At 48.0% G+C, this 20,649-nt stretch carries 12 protein-coding genes; 7 read left to right on the top strand and 5 right to left on the bottom strand.

Annotation, left to right across the window (positions count from 1 at the left end; genetic code table 11):
* Window positions 1-22: 22 nt before the first annotated feature.
* The 4 genes from rpsO to OKC24_RS10240 form a co-directional block, all read right to left on the bottom strand.
* Window positions 23-292: a 30S ribosomal protein S15 gene (gene rpsO, locus OKC24_RS10255; RefSeq protein WP_067761248.1), complete on the bottom strand. Its 270-nt coding sequence runs from the start codon at window positions 290-292 to the stop codon at window positions 23-25.
* Between the two features lie 877 nt (window positions 293-1,169).
* Window positions 1,170-2,897, bottom strand: coding sequence for an exodeoxyribonuclease V subunit alpha (gene recD, locus OKC24_RS10250; protein ID WP_131276255.1), 1,728 nt, complete (start codon window positions 2,895-2,897; stop codon window positions 1,170-1,172).
* Between the two features lie 89 nt (window positions 2,898-2,986).
* Entirely contained in the window at window positions 2,987-7,123 is a 4,137-nt protein-coding gene (locus OKC24_RS10245) for a UvrD-helicase domain-containing protein (protein ID WP_265465030.1), read from the bottom strand.
* Window positions 7,113-10,946, bottom strand: coding sequence for an exodeoxyribonuclease V subunit gamma (locus OKC24_RS10240; protein ID WP_131276245.1), 3,834 nt, complete (start codon window positions 10,944-10,946; stop codon window positions 7,113-7,115). Before OKC24_RS10240 ends, OKC24_RS10245 begins: the two co-directional genes overlap by 11 nt.
* Window positions 10,947-11,118: 172 nt before the next feature.
* On the opposite strand from OKC24_RS10240, the gene OKC24_RS10235 reads away from it, so the two are divergent.
* Window positions 11,119-11,631, top strand: a complete 513-nt coding sequence (locus OKC24_RS10235) for a hypothetical protein (RefSeq protein ID WP_130143824.1) — start codon at window positions 11,119-11,121, stop codon at window positions 11,629-11,631.
* A 26-nt stretch (window positions 11,632-11,657) separates the two neighbouring features.
* On the opposite strand, the gene pap is transcribed toward OKC24_RS10235, so the two are convergent.
* A complete protein-coding gene (gene pap, locus OKC24_RS10230; protein WP_131276246.1) occupies window positions 11,658-13,076 on the bottom strand; it encodes a polyphosphate:AMP phosphotransferase in 1,419 nt (472 codons plus the stop codon).
* A gap of 208 nt (window positions 13,077-13,284) precedes the next feature.
* Between pap and OKC24_RS10225 the strand changes: the two genes are divergently transcribed.
* The 6 genes from OKC24_RS10225 to OKC24_RS10200 all read left to right on the top strand — a co-directional run bounded on the left by OKC24_RS10225 (window position 13,285) and on the right by OKC24_RS10200 (window position 20,634).
* Entirely contained in the window at window positions 13,285-13,989 is a 705-nt protein-coding gene (locus tag OKC24_RS10225; protein ID WP_130143826.1) for a DUF8198 family protein, read from the top strand.
* A 168-nt stretch (window positions 13,990-14,157) separates the two neighbouring features.
* Window positions 14,158-15,102 (top strand): bifunctional demethylmenaquinone methyltransferase/2-methoxy-6-polyprenyl-1,4-benzoquinol methylase UbiE, encoded by a 945-nt coding sequence (ubiE, locus tag OKC24_RS10220; RefSeq protein ID WP_131276247.1) that lies wholly within the window; start codon window positions 14,158-14,160, stop codon window positions 15,100-15,102.
* 18 nt (window positions 15,103-15,120) lie between these two features.
* Window positions 15,121-15,795, top strand: coding sequence for a ubiquinone biosynthesis accessory factor UbiJ (locus tag OKC24_RS10215; protein WP_130143828.1), 675 nt, complete (start codon window positions 15,121-15,123; stop codon window positions 15,793-15,795).
* Between the two features lie 12 nt (window positions 15,796-15,807).
* Complete coding sequence (locus tag OKC24_RS10210; protein ID WP_265465029.1) at window positions 15,808-17,427, top strand: ABC1 kinase family protein; 1,620 nt, start codon at window positions 15,808-15,810, stop codon at window positions 17,425-17,427.
* Window positions 17,428-17,894: 467 nt separating this feature from the next.
* The gene (locus OKC24_RS10205) at window positions 17,895-19,460 is read left to right on the top strand and encodes a hypothetical protein (protein ID WP_265465028.1); all 1,566 of its coding nucleotides are present in this window, start codon (window positions 17,895-17,897) and stop codon (window positions 19,458-19,460) included.
* 70 nt (window positions 19,461-19,530) lie between these two features.
* Window positions 19,531-20,634 carry a hypothetical protein gene (locus OKC24_RS10200; RefSeq protein WP_130143831.1) on the top strand — a complete coding sequence of 368 codons (1,104 nt, stop codon included), beginning with the start codon at window positions 19,531-19,533 and terminating at the stop codon, window positions 20,632-20,634.
* Window positions 20,635-20,649 lie beyond the last annotated feature (15 nt).

Here is a 20,649-nt window from a genome sequence, read left to right as displayed (position 1 = left end):
CGAAAATCAAAGTTTAATCGAATTAACGACGTAAACCTAAAGCAGCAATCAAAGCGCTGTAACGAGTAGCGTCTTTACCTTTAAGGTAGTCAAGAAGCTTACGACGCTGGTTAACCATACGGATAAGACCGCGACGGCTATGATGGTCGTGTTTGTGTTCTTTGAAGTGACCTTGCAAATCATTGATTTGAGCAGTCAAAAGAGCTACTTGAACTTCTGGTGAACCAGTGTCGTTTTCAGCGCGAGCGAATTTTGCAATGATCTCTGCGCGATCTGCGTTTGTTAAAGCCATTCGATTTCTCCGAGATGCTTATAAATTACATTTGATACAAATCAAACTGATTCTTCAAAATCAATTTGACTGCCGTGCATCACTACAGCAAGTGCATTATATTAAGGGAAAAACGGCTCGATTGCAAAAATACATCGCCGCAATTGCAATAAAGTTTCATGGCAATTTAATAAAATCTTGAACTGTACAGCTGATCAATCTCCGATCAATTCTTTTATTCAATAAATTTCAATTGACTGCATATTTTCTGCCACGGTAGGCCAGATTGGGCTCTATTCATGCCCCGCATAGAAAAAAGTATGGTTTAAGCCATAGTTATTATTCAGTTACTGGTACTTTTTGCCAATACAAATACACAACTCTTGCTCAGAATAGAAAAAGCCCGAGCAGAGCTCGGGCTTTTTTGCGCTGTAGTTTCTTCTTTTTTCATTATGATTTTATTATTTATTGTGTTTTTGGGCGCTTTCCGCGTCTTTTAAACAAACATTCCATGTTTTAACTAGCATTTCCCTATGTGGTACATTTTGCCACAAAACTGATGTTTAAAAAGCAGCCTTTTTCGCATCTATTTGTAAGCTTTTTCTTACAGCAAATCCGCCATTTCTTGATTTTTCATGCATTCACCCTTCAAACAGGCATAAAAAAGCCCTGCAGTCTCTCCCAAAACTGCAAGGCTTAGCGGCTGTAAGTTTCCTCTTTACTTACTTCACTGTAAGTTCGCTGTCTGATGACGTTATTATTATATTTTTGCGATTGTACTCAACATTCCATATCGAGCGTTTTATTGTGTGAAGCCATCTTCTCAGAAACCGAATCAAAGCTCTATGCGCAAATCTCTCGAAATGATGTAAGAAATTACTTACACGAATATGTCACATTATTGGCATAATATTCCAAGTTTTTGATCAATTTGACTGGATAACCCGCTTCTTCTCGCAGTTTTGACCGTCATGGCCGCAGCCAGTGCAGAGGGCGCTGCTAAAAGGCTGACTGCTTTTTTTGCCCGGGTAATGGCTGTATAAATCAATTCCTTGCTCAGCAATTGCAGCGCATTGGCATCCAGCACTACTGCCGTATGCTTGAATTCAGAACCTTGTGATTTATGAATGGTCATGGCATACGCTGTTTCGATATTTTTCGGCAGCCGCGCCGCCGCGACCCATTTTTGCAAACTTGGGAAATACACAGAATAAAGTATTTTTCCTGCCTGCCTGCGTCCAAAGCAAATGCCGATATCTCCATTAGACAGCCCCAGCTGATAATCATTGTAAGTCATCATCACTGGCCGTCCAGTGTACCAATCTCCCGCTTTAGTCTGCTGGGTCTGCTTAAGAATTCGTTCTTCAATCTGCTCATTCAGCGCCGCCAGCCCCAAATACCCATGACGCACAGCGGCCAAAATCCGGTAATCGTCAAAATGATGAATGACTGCGCCTATCGGCGGCGCATCACTGTCTGAAGCTAAATATTCATCCAGGGCCGCAGCATAAGCCTTAAACCCCAGCATCAGCTGATCATAATAGGCGGCCCAATCCATTTGAATCTGATGGCTTTGCCCTTCTTCAGGCAAATACTGCAGCTGAACCACGTCCTGCATATCCTGAGTCAGCATGACCGCCTGCAAAGCGCCTGCTGGCGCAATCTCCTGCTCAAAACGCGCGAGCACCTCTTGCTCAGATGCATTCTGCTGAATAAAAGCCGCCATGCGCCCAATCAGCTTTTCACCATCAAAACGGTGGCTGGTAATGAGATTAATCCTATTTGAAGCGAGCTCAGGCACCTGCTGCAAATCCGCCAGCACAGCGCCGACATCGACTGAAGCCAACTGATTGGCATCTCCCAAAAGGATTAAGCGCGTCGATGGCGCTATGGCTGAAAATAAAAGCTTCGCCAGCGTCAAGTCCAGCATCGAGGCTTCATCCACCACAATGACATCAAAAGGCAGCGGGCGTTTAGCATGAAAACGCGGACGCTGATCTTCCCCCAAACCCAGCAAGCGGTGGATGGTAATCGGAGTTAGGCGGTTTAAATTGTCACTGACCAAATCCTGCAATTTGGCGTCATTAAATGAATTCTGTAGCGCCTCTTTCATACGCTGTGCAGCTTTCCCTGTGGGTGCAGCCATGGCAATACGGATGTCGGGTATTGCCTGATTCAGCACGGCAATAATCCGCGCCAGCGTATAGGTTTTACCTGTGCCCGGACCGCCGGTAATGATGCTGAGTGCATTTGCCGCCACCATCTGCAATGCCCGCTGCTGCTGGCTATCGCTTAACAAGGCCAAATGCTGTGCGGTTAAATTTACCGGCTGCACAGGCTGCTGTTTCAATTGCAGTAACGCCTGCGCCAATTGATGCTCCAAAGCCCAATAGCGGTATAAATACAGAAGCCGTCCATCAAATACAAAAGGCGCAATGACTTGAGCCGCCGCCTGCTCGGCAGAAATACTTAAACCTTGCAGCTGATTTACTTGCTCTGGACTGCACGTGATACAGCTGTCACCTTGTTCGATGGCTTGAAAAACCTGATGCAGCAAGGCCTCAGATGATTCGCGCGCATCCGCTGCAAGATGCAAAGAAATTAAGCTATTTATCCAAGCCTGCATATTCAAGCGTTTGGCTGAATTTTCCACACGGTTATCCTCAAACTTATCCACAGGATAATAAACTGTTTCGCTGTTATTTTTTTAAATCTTTAGGCAATTTCATCATACTTATCCGCATGCAAATAGCCCAAAATACGGTCCAGCCGCAGAATAAAATCCGCATCCGGCTGCCAATGGCAAATGCCATAATCCGGCGTGGCGCACATCCCTCTTAAGTATAAATAGCTGGCGCCGCCCAAATGCTGATGAATATCGTAGCCCTGCAAATTCACGCTTAAATAGCGGTGCAGCGCAGCTAAATACAACGCGGCCTGCAACCAATAGCTGGATTGGCTCATGCTGTTTTTCACCTCACTCAACGCATAGTGCTGTTCGGTTTTGCCCAAAAAATTGCTTTTATAATCGGCAATATGATAGCGCTGACCGTCAAAATAGACCAAATCGATTGCGCCTGTCAGATAGCGTGCAGAATTGGCTTCATTTAAGGCCTCAATCTGAATGCCCTGTTCCTTAAACAGGCGCTGGATTTTCCTGATTTGCACGGGCTGGTCAGACAGCGCCAAGTGGAAAGGAAATTCCGGCAAATGGCTGTTTGTAGGCAAACGGCTGAGGCTGAAATCTGCATGCAAAGGCGTCTCGGCAACATCATGCATCCATTGGGTCATCAAGACATACAAGATTTCATTCTGCATGCTTTCAACCAATGCGCCAAAGCCCATATCCACATAGCTCTGCAGGCTTCTGGCTTCATACGCAGGCGCCTCTTTCAACGGCGCTTTCACTTGCTGCGCATTGAGCGCAGGCGTTGTCTGCTGCAGGCGGCTCATTAAGTCATCTGCATAAACCGATTGAAACTCGCCGCCTAAGTCCCGCAGCAGCGCCAAGAGCTGTTCAGGCTGATAGTGTTCTGAATTTTTGAAAATTTCAACCCGCTGCGGGCTGATCTGCTCACTGCAGGCAATACGCTGCATCAGCAGATGGTTAAATTCCATAAATGCGCCGCGGACCCATTTATGCTGCTCATGCGATGCAACCTGCACCCCGAATAGCTGCTGGACTTGCTGATAAAGCGGCTGAACCGCTTGGACATAACTGGATTTCCATGCCTGTGCAAAGGTTTTCCAAATAGAGAAACTTTCCTGCATTTTCAAGCGCAGTTCAATCAGCAGCTGCGGGCCGTCATTTTTAAAGCGGCGCAGCACTTCCAGTTTCCAGCCTGCAGCATCCTGAAAATCAATCTGCTCATAAATGCTGTGCAGGAAGGTTCCCGCCACCGTACCTTTGGGAAACTGCTGCTTAATCCAGTCGATTTCACGGGCCGGCAATTCCGCTTCTGTGACATGATCTGTTTCATCATCTGCACTGTCTTCAGAAACGGGTTGAATCGCCAGCTGATCCTGCGGCAGCTGGCGGTAGGCCAAATGCTGTGAGAGCCCCGTAAAACTGGTATTGCCGCGAGGATAAAAACGCGCTTCAGGCAAAGGCAAGGCATCTAAAACCAGTTCAGCCTCGGCCGCGGCATGCAAAGCCGCAGGACTCTCCGCAATCAGGCTTTCTATCGCGCAATGCGGATGCTGAAAACTGAACTCACCTTGCCCAGCCCAAAACGGCAGACTGTACAGGGATTTATGATCCTGCGTTCTGAGCACAGCATAAATGCGGTGGCTGGCGCGGGTCAGCGCGACATACCAGAGGCGGTGCTGCTCAGCATGCCGCCGCTCATCATGCTGCCGCTTTTTCAGCTCATCGGCAGCCCCTCCGCCAATATCAATGACTCGGCGCTTTTCGCTATGCGCATCCTGCTGTACATCCTCATAGGAGAAGATCAGCGAATTATCCTCTTTCGGCTTGCCGTCCGCATTCAGCAAAAAGACTATCTTGAATTCCAGCCCTTTCGACTGGTGGATGGTCATCAGCTTGACACCTTCGGCATTGGTTAATGGGCGTTCAAGCTCCCATTCATGACCTTTAGGCGCTTTCAGCTGCTTTAAGTACCAATGAAATAAATGCTGCGCGCCCTGCAGCTGCTCACTTTGATCACTCAAAATTTCAGTCAGGTGGCGCAGATTGACCACATCCCGTTCATTTTCACGGCTATGCAGCGCAACAATCCGTTCCCAAATTTTGAAATAGTTTAGACAGTAATGCCAAGCCGGCAAAAAGCCCTGATTCAGCCATAACTCACGGATATGATCAAACTGGGCAATATAATGGCTCAGGTCTGCAGTTTGCGAATCTGCGCGCCACAAATCATTCAGCTTTAAGCCCAGCAGGCGCCCCAGCAAAGCGCGTTTCACTTTGGCTTCCTGATACGGCGACAGCGCGGCCGCCAATACAGCACCCACATCCTGCGCAATCGCGCTGCTAAATACACTGCGTTTGGCCGCCCGGTTGACACGGATGCCTAGTGACAGCAATGCCTGCTGCACCGCATTTAATGCGCTGTGATTCGTGGCCAGCACAGCAATATCATTATCGCTTAAAGGCTGTTTTTCAGCATTAGGCGCTGCGGCTTTTGGCTCGGTAAAGTATAGTTCCTGCTGTGCCGACTGCTGCAGCAAATGCTGAATTTTCCATGCCACCTGCTCAGCTTCCTGCTCTTTATTTTCCAATTGCAGCCAGCGCAGCGGCGCAAGGTTAATCTGCCCTTGATCATGCAAATCTGCATGATCTGCGCCTGCGGTAATCGGCACATACAACACATCTTCCCCAAAATCCATCTGCTGCTGGAACAGCGCATCTACCGCTTCCACCAAAGGCGCGATGGAGCGGAAATTTTTCTTCAGCTGATAAAAACTTCCCTGCTTGCGGTATACATCCTCACGCGCTTTTAAAAAAGTCAGCATGTCGCCGCCACGGAAACCATAAATCGCCTGTTTACGGTCACCCACCATAATCATGCAGCCCTGCTTCACCCGCGCTGGATGACGCCAGATCTCAGCCAGCATGGTGTCTTGATCCAAGTTGGTGTCCTGAAATTCATCCACCAGAATCAGCGGATAACGCGCATGCACAAAAGCCGAAAATTGATTGCCCTGCTCGCCTTGCAGCGCTTCCGACAAGGTTCGGATTTGCTGCGAAAAAGTAGTCTCGCCTTTGCTCTGCAGCACTTGCGGCAAGCGGTATTTGACTTCCGTGGCAATATGATATTTCAGATAAAGATCCAAACTTTCTAAATCGGCAGAGGCCTGTTTCACCGCCTCCAGCAATGCCTGCACCGCCGCCAGAACAGGATGGCGCAGCAAAGCATTCACTTCAGCATCATCAATTTTCTTTTTGCCATTCGCGCTGCGCGGGTCAGGCTTTTTGATAAACGCCTGCAGCTGGCTAAACGCTTCGGGCGTTTGTCCATTCACCAGTACTTGCGCACCCTGCTGCTGTATTTTTTCCAATGCTGCAGGCAATTTCCTCAGGACCTCAACAATTGAAAATTTGGACCATGGCTGATTCATCAGCTTGGCATACGCGCCCTCTGGGGTGAAATTTTCGAGCGCCGATAAATCCTCCAGCGGCAGCTGCGCCAAGACCTCTGCCGCCTGCTCTATCTCAGCTAGAGAAAATGCGTGCGCAGGGACAGGATTCAGTTTTGCCGAGCTGAAATTTAAACTTTTTTCGATCAGCTCCGCATACGCTTCGACAGATTTCAGCTGCCTGCGCTGCAGCAGGATGTTTACAGCGGCCTGCGGCTGGTTCTGCACCCATTCCCGCAAAATGTCATGCACCAGCTGCTGTACATACATTTTGTCATCATGGCTAATGTCTGCGCGCTCAATTTTGCCGCTTTCAAAGGCAAACTCACGCAGCAGGGTTTGGCTGAAACTGTCCAAGGTGCCGACAAACAATTCATCCAGCTGATCCAGCACCAGCTGCAGGCGTTCGCAGGCATAGCCGATTTGATTGGCGTTGCGCTCTAGCACTACCTGCACCAGTTCATCTTTTTCCAGTTTTGCGCGGGCTTCAATATTGGCCGGCAGTTCACTGCGCAGGCTTTCCAGCAGCTGCAGAATGCCATACAGGCGCTGGCGGATCCGGCTTTTCAGCTCAGCTGCCGCCTTGCGGGTAAAGGTGGTGGCAATGACTTGGCGCGGCAGATATTTTTCCAGCAGAATGCGCACCATCAAACTGGATAAGGTAAACGTTTTGCCTGTGCCCGCGGAGGCCTCGATCCAATGCAGGCCATGAAACTGCATGCTGCTGATCGGGTTTTCAATTTCCTTAATCTGCATGCGCTTGCTCCGCAGTTTGATGACTGTAAATCGGCTGATACAGCGCATAAGCAAACTGCTCGCAGCTTTGCGTCAGCCGCCGCACACTGTCCTGATCACGCAGAATAAACGCCCAGTCGGCATGCGCCTGATTGGCTTCATCCTGCCGGATGTCAAAGGCAGTAAAATCGCCGGGATCCGTCCATTTAGAAATCAGTTTATCGAACTGATTCAAGACCAGAACACCGCGTTCATTCTCCTGCCATTTCACTTCCTGCTCTTCGCCTTTTTTGCCTTCCAGCAGGATCAATGCGCTATTTTTATCTGTGGCCAGCATCAGGGCAGCCGGCAGAACCAAAGGCTGCTGCTGCCCATAACGCCATGCCTGCATCCAGCGCGCCAAATGTACACGGGCATCTTCTGGGCCAATCCCTGAACAGCGGATCGTGACATCATTGCAGACTTCTATGCGTTCATAATTCAGCAGCGGCGCATCGGCAGGCAACGCCGCCAGCCACAGCAGATATTCCAGCCAAATTTGCGCACGGCGCTTGCCGCGGGCGCTGGACGGCGTCATGCTCACCCATTGCGGCACAGGGGCCTCAGGCAGGCTGATTTGCATCAGCGTCTGTGCGTCAATTTTCAGCTGGCGCTGCGTCACCGCAGTCAATACAGGATGTTCCACCTGCATCACCTCTTTCACCCGCTGCCACAGCTGCTCATGCTGCAATTGGCTCACCGACCACGCCGCCTCCTTAAATTTGCCGACCGGCAATTGATCCAAAAGCAGTTCCGGCTGCGCTGCCTCGATAGACGATGCTTTTAAGGACTGATCCTGCAGGAAATGCCGTACCGCATACTGTTCCAGCCCAGTCAGCAGCAGCGGCTCATCGGTCGCCAAACCGTCTTCTGCTTTTAAATTGCTGATGCCTAACGTCTTTAAATACAGCTCGGCAGGAAAGGTCATTTGTTTAATCCACTGCGCACTGTCTAACAGCACGTCAGCTGGCGCCGGCATGGCTGCCGCCTGTGCTGCCCAAGGCTGCCGCGCGCCTTGCGCCTGCTGCAGCTGCTGCGCCACATGAAACCAGTGGTCTTGATAGCGGATTTTTCGGCCAGAGCGCTCAGCATCAAAGCCCTGCAGTTCAAAGGGCTGTAGCTCATGCACACTGTACAACGCCTGCAGATTTGCAGGCACTTCAATATCGCCTTCAATTTTTGCCAAGACAGGTAAATTTGGATTGGCGCTGCTGCCCTGTACAATCAGTGCCAAATGGCGGATAAATTCCTGCACCACGCTGGACGGCTCACGAACCTCACCGTCATTGATATCAAAACCGTTATAAAACAGCCATAGATTGTCTTGCGCCAGCAGCAACGCATCCAGAAATGCGCCTTGGTCATCTTCCAAACGCGAACGGTCTCCCAAATGCGGCTTCAGCAGATCCATCAGGTCAAAAGGCAAATGCGACTGCCGGCTAGGGAACTGCCCGCTGTCCAGATTCAGCATGACAATCAGCTTATAGGGCACAGGGCGGATTTGCCCAATCTGGCTAAAGGTGATCTGACCCGATGGCACAGCCTGATCCATCTGAGCATCCAAAATGCTTTGAATTTCCTGCAGCACATAGGGCAACGGCAATTGCATATCTTTCAGCACATCACTCTGCGCTTCAGCAGCGCTGTCTTCTTCTTGATAATAAGACAGCGTGAGCATGGTGATTTGCTTACGGATGGCATCACGGACCGGCTTCAGCACAGCCACGCCCTGTTTTTGATAGCGCTCCAAATCACGCAGCAGCAAGTGCAGCCATTCTTCGACATTACGCAGCTGCCCCATTTCATGTTCCACAATCCAATGCCGGCGCTCAGCAAAATCCTGATAAATCTCAATGAGAATATTCACCAGTTCAAAATCATCACGGCGCACAAAAGCATAGCTTAGCGTGTCATCCCACAGCGCATGCTCTGCAACAGCCACACCCAGCGCCAGACGGTCCAAGGCAAATTTAAAGCTGTAGCGGAAGTCCGTGTCATTCGGCGCAAGGGTGCGGCGCAAATGCTCCTCATCCAGTCCGCGTTTAAATTTCGCCTCACTGAGCAGCTCAATCATCCGCGCCGTCTGTTCGGCATTGAGGCCATAGCGGATTTGCGCTGCGCTTAAATTCAGCCAGTCCGCAAAATCCTCTAAACTAAAGCGCCCTTGCGGCAGCTGAATCGGCCCCAGCACCGCCTGCCATGCATTCTGTGCATCCAAGGGCGCGACACCGGCAATTTTAACCGGCAAATACACACTGTCTTTGCGCACGGCTTCAGCCTGCGCCTGATCATCAAAAAACTGCTCCCTTGGCGGCGGCGCAAATACGCTGCGGATTAACGGCTCTAAATCTTTTAAATCAGGGCTTAACACCAAAATATCATTCGGTGAACGGGGCCGCTCTCCACTGCTCTGCGACAGCCAATAGGTCAGCTGATCTTTCAGCACTTCCAGCTGGCGCAGCGCAGAATGGCAGACATGGATGCGGACTGAATCATCCTGTTCATTGAAAGCAAAACTGCCCTGTTCAGGTTCAGCCAAATTCAAAATGTCATATTGCACTTTGCCCAGCAAATGATCCTGATAATCCGCAGGAAACTGATCTTCCCATTCCTCGCCATTTTCACCGGCCGCCAAACTCACCAGCAGCGAAAAATGATCGCGCGCCTGCTTGCCGAAACGGGTCAGCAGCGGATGGCGCGACTCTTTCATCTGGCCGTATTCCAATGTGTATTTTTCGAAAAAGGCCTCTATTTGCTGATCGCTGGCTTGCGGATGCTTATCCTTAAAGCGCTGTTTCAGCTTGACGTCATACTGCTTTTTCCAGTTGGCATCGACGGTATCCGCCCAATACTCTTGTGACGGATTGAAGTGCAGAATCAGCACATCGATGTACTGCCCCAAACGGCGCAGAAAGGCCAGCTGGCTGGGCGGAAGATCCAGCACAGTAAACAGCGTGACCTGTTTCGGCAGCTTGGCTAAAGCCGCAGCGCGGGTTTCAGGATGATCCATGATGGCCCAAAAGTCATCATCAATGCCCTGCATCAATTCAAAATCGGCATGGAACTCGCGGTGCCACAGCCAGCGCTGCCACTGTTCCAGCTTTTCCGCCTGATCCTTAGCAAAATCCGAAACCTGGCGCTGCTGCGCCAGCTGTTCTTTCGAATCCAGCCCAGGAAAAGCTGTTTGCGCGCTGAAAAATTGCCGATCTAAATCCAAAGGCTGATTTTGCCCCCAGTCTTTCAGCCAGTTGCTGCTGCAGTCACAGGCCTGCCCCGCCGCATGCTGTTTAAAGCAGTGGCCGCGGTATTCCATATAGTTGCTGAATAAGCGCGAAACCTGCTCAGACACCCAATACAGCATGCCCTGCTTTTTCAGCTGCTGTTCGGTGCCGCTGCTTAAGCGGGAAGCGCTGTCATAAATGCGCTGAATAATGCTGTGCAGCGGATGATCAAGCGCCAGCGGGTTTTCTGCAACCTGAAGAAATGCTTTTAAAACCTGATACGTGCGCCATTTAATAATCATGCGCGGAATATTGGCTTTACGGACTTTTTCTTTATTGTCCAACACCGCCTGATAGGCAAACCATTGAAAGGCGCGGATCCGCTGATGAAATAAGCGGTTGGCGCTGATGCCCTGATATTCCGAGAGTCTGACTGTCAGCCACGCCTGCACGGCGGCAGAAGGCACAATAAAATGCTGCGTTTTCAGGGCCTCGAAAGGATTGGCAGATGGCTGATGGCCGGCGCGCAGCATTTCTTGCAGCAAAACCTCTATGCGCTGACTCTGAATCACATGAATGGCCATCTTTTCCTTATTTCCTTCCGTTCAGACTACAAAACCACAAAGATTATTGACTATACTTCCACAGCTGTCTATGCGAATTTGACAGTCAAATGCAGTTTAAAAAACACTTTGAAACAAGTATCTTAGTGATCCTTAATGAAAAAAATCAGTATCAAGCTGAAGGTAAGTGCAGATGAAAATAGACAATATTCCAGATTCTATCGACCCGACCCTAAATTTAGAAAGCATTCGCGCGGAATGTCTGGAGCTGGCCAAAAAACGGGCATATTTCTCTGCCGGCGCAGCCATTGTGCCTGTTCCATTTTTTGATGTGATCATCGACGTCGGCATTTTATCTCAGCTGATTCCTGAAATTAATGCCCGCTTTGGGCTCTCTCCAGAACAAATCAGTGTATATGACCCGGCCACCAAACAGATTCACTGGCAAGAGCTGCGCAAGCGCGGCGTCGAATTTTCCGGTTTAGTGATTGCCCGCACGGCAGTGAAAAAGTCAATCAATAATGCAGCGGCCAAATATATCACTAAGCAAGTGACCAAATTCATCCCTCTAGGCGGACAAGCCATTGCCGCCAGTTTAGGTTACTTTGTAATGAAAAAAGTGGCCGATGCGCATATTGAAGACAGCTATAAGCTGGCGAAAAGCATACAGCAAAAACAGCAGGCGCAAACGGTTGCCGCTCAATAAGGGGCGCTGCTTCAGCTCAGCGCGGATTATTCCGATTTGAGCTGTTTGACAATCGCGCGCAAGATTTCCAGCCGCGCAGTATTTTTATCGTTGGTGGCAATCACATGCCATGGCGCATAGCCGGTATCCGTACGTTCCAGCATATCGGCCGCCGCTTTTAAATAATCGTCCCAGCGCCCGCGGTTGCGCCAGTCTTCTTCGGTAATCTTAAAACGCTTATGCGGGGTTTCTTCCCGCGCCTTAAAGCGCGCTTCCTGTTCATCCTTGCTGATGGCCAGCCAGAATTTCACCACGATGGTTTGACTATCATATAAGTCTTTTTCAAAACGGTTAATCTCATCATAGGCCCGCTGCCACTCCACATCGTTGGCAAAGCCTTCTACCCGCTCCACCAGCACCCGGCCATACCAGGAACGGTCAAAAATGCTGATTTTTTCTTCAGGCTGAATTTTAATCCAGAACCGCCATAAGTAGGGATGGCTCAGCTCATATTTTTCCGGGGCGGAAATGGTATAAATCTCATATTCGCGCGGGTCCAGCTTTTTCACTATGCGCTTGATCGCGCCTCCTTTCCCTGCGGCGTCCATGCCTTCAAAGACAATCACCACATTGCGGGAGTCGAAGCGCAGCCCTTCCGCCACTTTCTTGCTCAGCAGCTTCAGCTCTTCTTTATAATCATTTTTTTCTAAAGGGATTTCTGCAGGGGCCAAAAGACTTTCTGGCACTTCCGCCTGCTTCCAGCGCCCTTTAGCTTTATGCAGATGCTCTGGGCAATGCTTCAGCATCTGTAAAATATATTGCGCAAACTGCTGATCACGCTCCGCTTCTTCTTCACAGTCAATCATTTCCCAATCGCCGGTAAAACGCTGGCGCAGTTTCTGCAGGCTGTCATACTGTTTTTTGCTGCGCCAGTCCAAACCATGCAACTTATGCCAGCGCATTTCACCCGGGTCCATATCATCCAGGCGTTTCTGCAGGGATTTCCACGACAGGTCAAACCAGACCTTAATCACATCCACATTGTTATTTTTCAGATCCTGCTCATACGCGCGCATGCGTTCGACATAATCATCAAACATGGTTTCATCGATGGGCTTAGACACATGCATGGAGGTGGTCAGCAAATCACTGTACCAATTGCCGAACATCACCATAATTTGCCCTTCGGCAGGAATAAAGCGCGCATAAGGCTGCCAGAAAGCCTGCTTATGATTGAACGCCTGCGGCGCATCCGCTTTCACCCGCAAATAGCGCGGATCGACCCACTCGCGCAACTGCTTGACCGCCTCACCCTTGCCCGCCAGCTCAATACCGCTGACCAAAATCAGCACGCTTTTGGCATTGCTTTTGCCTTTGGTTTCTTTCAGCGCATACTGCGCTTCAATCAATTCTACTGACAGCTGATCCGGATCCATCAGCTGAATTCCATTGTCTTGCGCGGCCATCTTTTTCTCTATTGTTCTGTTCTTAAACTGCAGTATAACCAAGCCGGCAGGCACTCGAAATTACCAATTCATATATTTATGCAGCATTTTATTGTGTAAAAGCACAGCAGACTGGCTGCTTGAATGGCAATTTTCTATCAATTTGTCATAGCAGGCGGCCTCAACTGCAGCTAAGATTTGCAGAACCCTGAAATTATTGAGACACGCAATGTCCAAGCTTGCAGTTTTAGATGATCTTTTAGATCTGTATTACCAGCTGAACTATCATAAAAATCCAGAAATTTTTCAGCGCCTGCAAGACGTTCAAGCTTGGCAGAAGCAACGGATGCAGCGCACGCATGCTAAACAGTTTGCTGAAAAACACAATGTGCTGATGGCTGAGTACTTTATCAACCGCCTATACGGCGGGCCGGATTTCGATGCACTGGCGCAGCAGATTGCGCGCCTGAGCAAATATGCGCACAAAGCGGAAAAGCTGATTCCAGACAATGCCATTAAAACCGGCACATCAGGGGTTGAATTGGCCATCTTGGCGGTTCAGCTGGATGAACAGGTCGCGATGCAGCTGCTGCAGGATTATCATCCCTATGAAAAGCTGACCGATGAGATGATGCGCATCACTTATTTAAAGCTGAATCAGGGCGAAGGCCGCCTGAAACAGCTGGATTTGCTGGATCAGCTGGGTCAAAGCCTCGACAAATACATGCGTTCTTTTGTGGTCTATGCCGCTTTTAAAATGTGCAAAGGCGCAGCGCTCAAATACAATTTTAATGTCATGTATGAATTTATGCAGGATGGCTTTTTAGCCATGAAGCCGTTAAAGTCTGCTGAGAAGTTTGTCAAAGATTTTACTGCGGCGGAACGGCAAATTATTGGCAAAGTGCATGCCGGCGACCCACTGCCATTTGCATAAGCACTGACTGCAGCCCGGAACGCCATCCAGTTTTAAATCCATGCAAATCTGCAAGATTTCTGTATATTATTCATAACAATTGCATGCTGATTGCTGTATAACAGCAAAGAATCTGTCATCATGCATGCAATGCTGCATTCACCCTATTTTTACGTTAGGAGCGACTCTATGTCTAATGAAAATCAAACGCCGGCCCCTACTGCAGAGCCAGCTCAAAACAAAGACACAGCGAGTCCTTTCTTAACTGAACCGCTTCCGCAAGGCGCACCGCAAGGTCAGCAGCAGTCTTTAGAACAGCGCTTGACCGATACGCCAGTGACAGGTTCTGTGCCCAAATACAATTTGCCGCGCGGCGCCAATACCGGCAATGTCGGCGCGACCACCCACTTCGGCTATCAAACGGTCAGCAGTGAAGATAAAGCGCAAAAAGTCGCTGAAGTGTTCCATTCAGTGGCCAGCAAATACGACATTATGAATGACTTGATGTCATTCGGCATTCACCGCCTCTGGAAACGCTTTGCGATTAATATGTCAGGTGTGCGCCGCGGTCAGCATGTACTCGATATTGCTGGCGGTACTGGCGATTTAGCCAAAGTCTTCAGCCGTGAAGTAGGCCCGACTGGCCATGTCGTGCTGTCAGACATCAATGAATCCATGCTGAATGTCGGCCGTGACCGCCTGATTGACGCCGGCTGCACCAATGTCGATTTTGTACTGGCCAATGCTGAAACACTTGAGCCCTTTGCAGACAACAGCTTTGACCTCTTGACCATTTCTTTTGGCCTGCGCAACGTCACGGATAAAGATGCTGCTCTGGCAGCAATGTACCGTGTATTAAAGCCGGGCGGCCGCTTATTGGTATTAGAGTTCTCTAAACCTGTATTTGAACCCTTCTCTAAACTGTACGACCTGTATTCATTTACCGCGCTGCCAATTATGGGCAAAATCATTGCCAATGACTCGGAAAGCTATAAATACCTGGCCGAATCTATCCGCATGCATCCAGATCAGCGCACGCTGAAAAGCATGATGGAAAATGCCGGCTTCCAGAATTGTGACTACCACAACCTCACTGGCGGGATCGTTGCCGTTCACCGCGGCTTTAAACTGTAAGCAATTAAGGTCAAATCTATGTGGTCGATTCTTGCACTGGGTGCAGCTGAACGATTCATTCACCATGTGATTGATTTGGATGCGATCAGCCGCATCCAGCTCAATCAGCTGCAAGGCAAAACCTTGCGCGTGGTGATTGATTCACCGCAGCTTTCCGTAGATGTGTTCTTTGATGACGGCACAGTCCGTTTAGAGCCGACAGCCACTGGCCACAGCGCACAGCCTTCCATATTTGAACAGCGCCCTTTTGATCAAGCGGATTCTCCTGCGGAAGCAACAGCGACCCTGCATGTCAAAAATACAGCAGAACTGCTGAAGCTGCTGTTCGCCGATGATATCGGCACCATCCCTGTTCAAGGGGATTACCACCTGCTGCAGGATCTCCAGCGCATCATTGCGCAGGCTGAACCCGATTTAGCCTCGCATCTTTCGCCTTGGATTGGCCCTGCACTGGCGCATGAACTTGGCAAAATTCAGCTGGCGCCGAAGCATCTTAAGCGCAGCCTGCAAAGCCATTTATTTTTTGCCGAAGATGCCTTAAAAGAAGACACGGGGTTGCTGGCGCCGCGCTGGCAAATGGATGATTTAAATCAGGACACCCGCCTGCTCAATCAAAATTTAGACCGTGCAGAAGCTAAAATTCAGCAGCTGCAGGCTAAAATAGACACTTTACAAGATACAACTCAAAACTAGGTATTTGCTCATATGATTCCGCACCTTACACGTTTACTCGACCTTTGGCGCATTGCCGCGCACTATAGACTCGACACGTTGTTTCCTGCGGAAGAGCTGCCTGAAAAAGCCCGCCATGTGCTGAGTTTTATCCGCATGCACCCTGCGGCATGGTCCAGTAAAGAACGTAAAAATCCGCTGAAATTAAAGCAGGCGCTGGAAGATATGGGCCCGCTGGCGATTAAGTTGGGACAATTGCTGTCGACCCGCCGCGACCTGATTCCGCCAGAAATCCTGCAGCAGCTGGTGCTTTTGCAAGACCGTGTCAAGCCTTTCGGTTCTGATGTCGCTAAAATGCGCATTCAGGAATCTCTCAAGGCCGATATCAACACCCTCTTTGCCCGCTTTGATGAGCAGCCGCTTGCAGCTGCTTCGATTGCCCAAGTGCATACCGCAGCCTTGCATGATGGCCGTGAAGTCGTCGTTAAAGTCACCCGTCCCGATATCCGCAGTCAGATTCTGCAGGATTTCGAAATTCTGGAATGGCTGGGCAATTTCCTGGAAAAACGCCTAGAAGCCGCCCGCGCACTGCATCTGTCTGAAATTATTCAGGACTACCGCCAGATCATTCTGAAAGAACTGGATTTGACACTGGAAGCCGACAACACCCGCCGCATGCGTCATTACTTTACCGGCTCCAGCATGATGTATGTGCCTGAAGTCTATATGGACAGCAAAGATGTCATGGTCGAGGAACGCATCACTGGTGTGCCGATTTCAGACATCGCCACTTTTGATCAATTGGGCATGGACCGCAAGGACTTAGCGGAAAAAGGCCTGACCATTTTCTTTACTCAAGTCTTCCGTGACAACTTTTTCCATGCCGACATGCACCCCGGCAACGTCTTTGTGGAAACGATCAACCCTGCCAACCCGCGCTTTATTGCGCTGGATTGCGCGATTATGGGCGAACTGTCTAAACATGACCAGATGACGGTCGCGCGCATGCTGCTGTCCGTGATGAACAGCGACTTTATGCAGCTGATCCAAATTGTGCATCAGGCCGGCTGGATTCCGCCGGGCACCGATCAGGACGCCTTGGCGCGTGAAATGCGCCGCACGGTTGGCCCAATGGTGTCTAAGCCGATGCATGAGCTGGACTTTGCCGGCATTCTGATTGAAGTCATGGACATTGCCCGCCGCTTCCATTTGGAAATCCCGCCGCAGCTGATGCTGCTGCTGAAAACATTGGTGCATGTGGAAGGCTTAGGCACAGACCTGTATCCTGAACTGGACATTTGGAGCTTAGCTAAGCCAATTCTCACGGATTGGATTAAATCCCAAATAAATCCGCAGAAAAATCTAAAGGAGTTGGGTCAAAAAATTCCGGATTTGCTGCTCGGTGCGCAGGACTTTCCAACGATGCTGATTGACAGCCTGAACGGCTTGAAAAACCAGTCTGCTTGGCATGCGAAACAGTTAAATGAATTGCAAAGCATGCGTCTGCAAATGGAGCATCAGCAGAAACGGAGCTGGATGTTTGGCAGCATCATGGCGATTCTGCTGGCCATTGCCATCATTGCGCCATGGTATGTTTCAATTGTGCTGATTGCATTGTCCAGCCTGCTGGCGATGTGGCGGATGGTGAAATAACCCCCGTAAAATGCACAACGAAATAAAGCCTCATCAATGAGGCTTTATTTATTCAAAAGGCGGAAATTTTAAATATCGCATAAGCGCACCGGAACCCTATAAAATATACATGATGACGAAAAATAATTTAACTTTAAATAAAAATTTATTTGATTTATATTACAGTCCAGACCATAATTAATAAAAAAATAATATCCCTATTTCTCGGTATTTTTTCGGCTTTTTAAAAATCTAAATTTAATACACTTTTCACATAAAAATATTATTTTAATAAATAATAAAATTAGCACTAACAGTATTAAATACAATTAAATATTTTTACCAAGTAATAAAAAAATATTCCATGAACAAAAAAATAAATAAAAAAACAAACTCAATATTAATAGAAAAGTAAACCTTAATATTTTTTAAATCTTTAATTTGTTATAAGAGATCAAAAATCACGATTAATTTTTTCGGGGAAACACATGTTATTTAATAAATCGGTTAAACAAACTCTGCTTGTCACTTCAATTATGGCTTTGCTGACGGCATGCGGCGGCGGCGGCGGTGATTCAGGCTCTGCTGCAGCGCCATTTACATCTAAACCGATCTCTGGAACGGCTGTTGACTTTTATTTAGCAAATGCAACAGTTCAGCTGGATGACTGTAAGGACTCTGCAGGCAATCCTGTTTTTGTAAAAACTGACGCCGCGGGGAACTTCAAGTTCAATACTACAGAAAATTGCCAGAACTCTGCAATCACGGTTACAGGCGGTACAGATATTGCAACAGGCCTTCCTTTTACAGGAACATTAAAATTAAAGAAAACCAATTTGCAGGCAATTAATAGCAATACTGCTGTTATCACACCGCTCACCACATTGCAGTCGTATTTAGGCGCAGCCAATAATGCCGATATTAAGCCTCTTTTAGAAAAACTGGGCCTGAGCAGCAGCACAATTACGAAACTTCAAGCCGCTAACTTTGATTTATCTCAGTTTGACCCAGCAAAAGATGCATCCGCGCAAGACATGGCCATTATTTTTGCCGTACAGCAGCTGGCAACCCAAATTGAAGACAGCTTACAAGCTGTAAGCAAGGGTGACGGCACAAACCCGATTAATCAAGATAAGGCCGCTGAAATCGCATTTGGCGCTATTCTAAATCAGCTCCAAACAGCACCCCTGTTTACGACAAATAGTTTAATTATTGACAATGCTGCGCTTAATGCAGTCCTAACCCAAGCAGTCACTGATGCAGGCACATACATTAATGATCCGGCAGTAACGATTGATCAGTCTGTTATGACTCAAATTAATACCAGCATCACCATAATTACAAATGCGCTAAATAACATTGTGGCATCTGGCACAACAACAGCTGAAAGCCTGCAAGATGCGATTACAAGCAACCAAGACGGTATTAAAGATTCCATTGTAGACAATCTAAAAACTCCAGTGTATTCAGAATTCAGCCTTGCTCACTATTCATTAGCTGATCTCAAGAACTCAAGCAGCGCATCGCCGCTAAACATTGATTCAGGTGCGCTTAATACTGTTCTCAGTGTAGATTTCAAATTAAATAATACGCAAAAAGAATTAAGCGATACTGTAAAATTAGCCTTTAAATTAAAGGGCCAAAGTGGAACGCAAACAGAAGACTTAAATGTCACTGTAAATAATGTCACGTTAAATTTCAATGCAGATGGCTCAATTAAAAGCGCCTCTATTCCAGCGGGCGCTAAGATTAGTATCATTACGTCACTGGTTATTGATAAAACTTCATTTACTCTAGACAATCCTGTAAACATCACATCTGCAAATGGCACAGTTTCATTACAGAATTTAATTAACAGCAATGAAAAGCTAGAGAAATACTACAAATCATATGTAGGCAAGCTTAAAGCCAATGACACTGTACAAGTATCGGCTTTTGTTCTGCCTATCACTTATGTGATTGATGCCAACTTAGGCCTTGCAACTGGCGCTGTAGATTTTGGCGGTGACAACTATCTTGCGAGTACGCTGACTGCATATTTCAAACTGAACTAATTATTGCCTCTAAGCCAGTTTTCGGACTGGCTTTTTTGTTTTTTTGCTTAATTTTTTAGTGATGCCTCACATGCGTAGCAAACTTGCATTATTTTGTAGCGGCTGTTTTATCTCTTTGCAGTCCATAGCGGCGCCAAGCGATTTATTTCTTCAAGCCAAAGATTTAATTAATCCATCCAGCTCTAAGCTTCAACTCAAATTTTCAGCTGATGCCGTTAACGATACCCTAGATGTATTTGATATCCGTGAAAGTGAAGGTGTGTCAGATAAATCCATGGGGGATTATCAGGGTTTCAATCTGGGCGCCCAATATGATTTTAATCCGAATTGGGCAATAGAAGGAACATACTGGCACCGGAAAATCGAATTCAGCGATGATAGCAATAAAATTCAGAGCGCATTATTGGGTGTGCGCTATACCCCCGATTTAGCTTTAAAAACCTCAGATGCATTCACACTTCGCGGAAGCATTTGGTCAAACCGTGCAGATACGCTCAGCAAAACCAGTCCTACGCGCGTAAATCAGCGCACATTTAATGAAGTGAATGTTGAAGATCCTGAAGATTTTCAAGTACAGCTAGACGCTCTGTTTTCACGAAAGCTGGACCACATGAATCAACTGAATGCTTTCGTTAGCCTTGGCTATAGCAAAGTAGAAGTGAATAAGCTGCAAATTCAAGCGACACAGCAAGGCTGTTTAATGAATGTGAATATTGACGGCAGCAATCAATATTCAGGAAATCTCGCTCAGCCCTGCAAAACAGGCAATATAACGGTTACTGACTTAAAAATCAGCGGCAACGCTAGTGAATTCGGACTTGATATGCAGCAAGACCTGAATTACGACGCTTATTTTGCCAGCATCGGCGCTTCGTGGAACTGGAAATACCAAAACTTTGAAAGCCAGCTCGCTTATCAATATCAACAGCTTTGGCGTAAAGATATTGATGACCGTGTTTCAAATTTTGGCAGCAAGGCAATTAATTACAATCAAAGCTTAGGGCTCAAGCTGAATTATGCATTCACTCCGCACCTCAGCGCTTTTTTGCAAGGTGAGCTTTACCAGCATAATTTTATTGGGCAAATTCCATTTTTATACAATGGCGTAACCGCATCCCGCTTGGACAAACGCTATGGGCTTGCCTCAATCGGATTAACGCTCCATAGCTTCTAAACGAATTTGATTCAC

The organism is Acinetobacter entericus, assembly GCF_026168575.1.
Classification (GTDB): Bacteria; Pseudomonadota; Gammaproteobacteria; order Pseudomonadales; family Moraxellaceae; genus Acinetobacter; species Acinetobacter bouvetii.
The sequence above is the reverse complement of the archived record's forward strand: the minus strand, read 5'-3'. Positions and strand labels throughout refer to the sequence as shown.

Excerpts from the sequence above, each read along its gene's own strand:
- OKC24_RS10210 (WP_265465029.1), top strand. The coding sequence starts at position 15,808 with ATGATTCCGCACCTTACACGTTTACTCGACCTTTGGCGCATTGCCGCG.
- OKC24_RS10240 (WP_131276245.1), bottom strand. The coding sequence starts at position 10,946 with ATGGCCATTCATGTGATTCAGAGTCAGCGCATAGAGGTTTTGCTGCAA.
- recD (WP_131276255.1), bottom strand. The coding sequence starts at position 2,897 with ATGCAGGCTTGGATAAATAGCTTAATTTCTTTGCATCTTGCAGCGGAT.
- pap (WP_131276246.1), bottom strand. The coding sequence starts at position 13,076 with ATGGCCGCGCAAGACAATGGAATTCAGCTGATGGATCCGGATCAGCTG.
- OKC24_RS10245 (WP_265465030.1), bottom strand. The coding sequence starts at position 7,123 with ATGCAGATTAAGGAAATTGAAAACCCGATCAGCAGCATGCAGTTTCAT.
- rpsO (WP_067761248.1), bottom strand. The coding sequence starts at position 292 with ATGGCTTTAACAAACGCAGATCGCGCAGAGATCATTGCAAAATTCGCT.
- OKC24_RS10235 (WP_130143824.1), top strand. The coding sequence starts at position 11,119 with ATGAAAATAGACAATATTCCAGATTCTATCGACCCGACCCTAAATTTA.
- OKC24_RS10200 (WP_130143831.1), top strand. The coding sequence starts at position 19,531 with ATGCGTAGCAAACTTGCATTATTTTGTAGCGGCTGTTTTATCTCTTTG.
- OKC24_RS10225 (WP_130143826.1), top strand. The coding sequence starts at position 13,285 with ATGTCCAAGCTTGCAGTTTTAGATGATCTTTTAGATCTGTATTACCAG.
- OKC24_RS10205 (WP_265465028.1), top strand. The coding sequence starts at position 17,895 with ATGTTATTTAATAAATCGGTTAAACAAACTCTGCTTGTCACTTCAATT.
- ubiE (WP_131276247.1), top strand. The coding sequence starts at position 14,158 with ATGTCTAATGAAAATCAAACGCCGGCCCCTACTGCAGAGCCAGCTCAA.
- OKC24_RS10215 (WP_130143828.1), top strand. The coding sequence starts at position 15,121 with ATGTGGTCGATTCTTGCACTGGGTGCAGCTGAACGATTCATTCACCAT.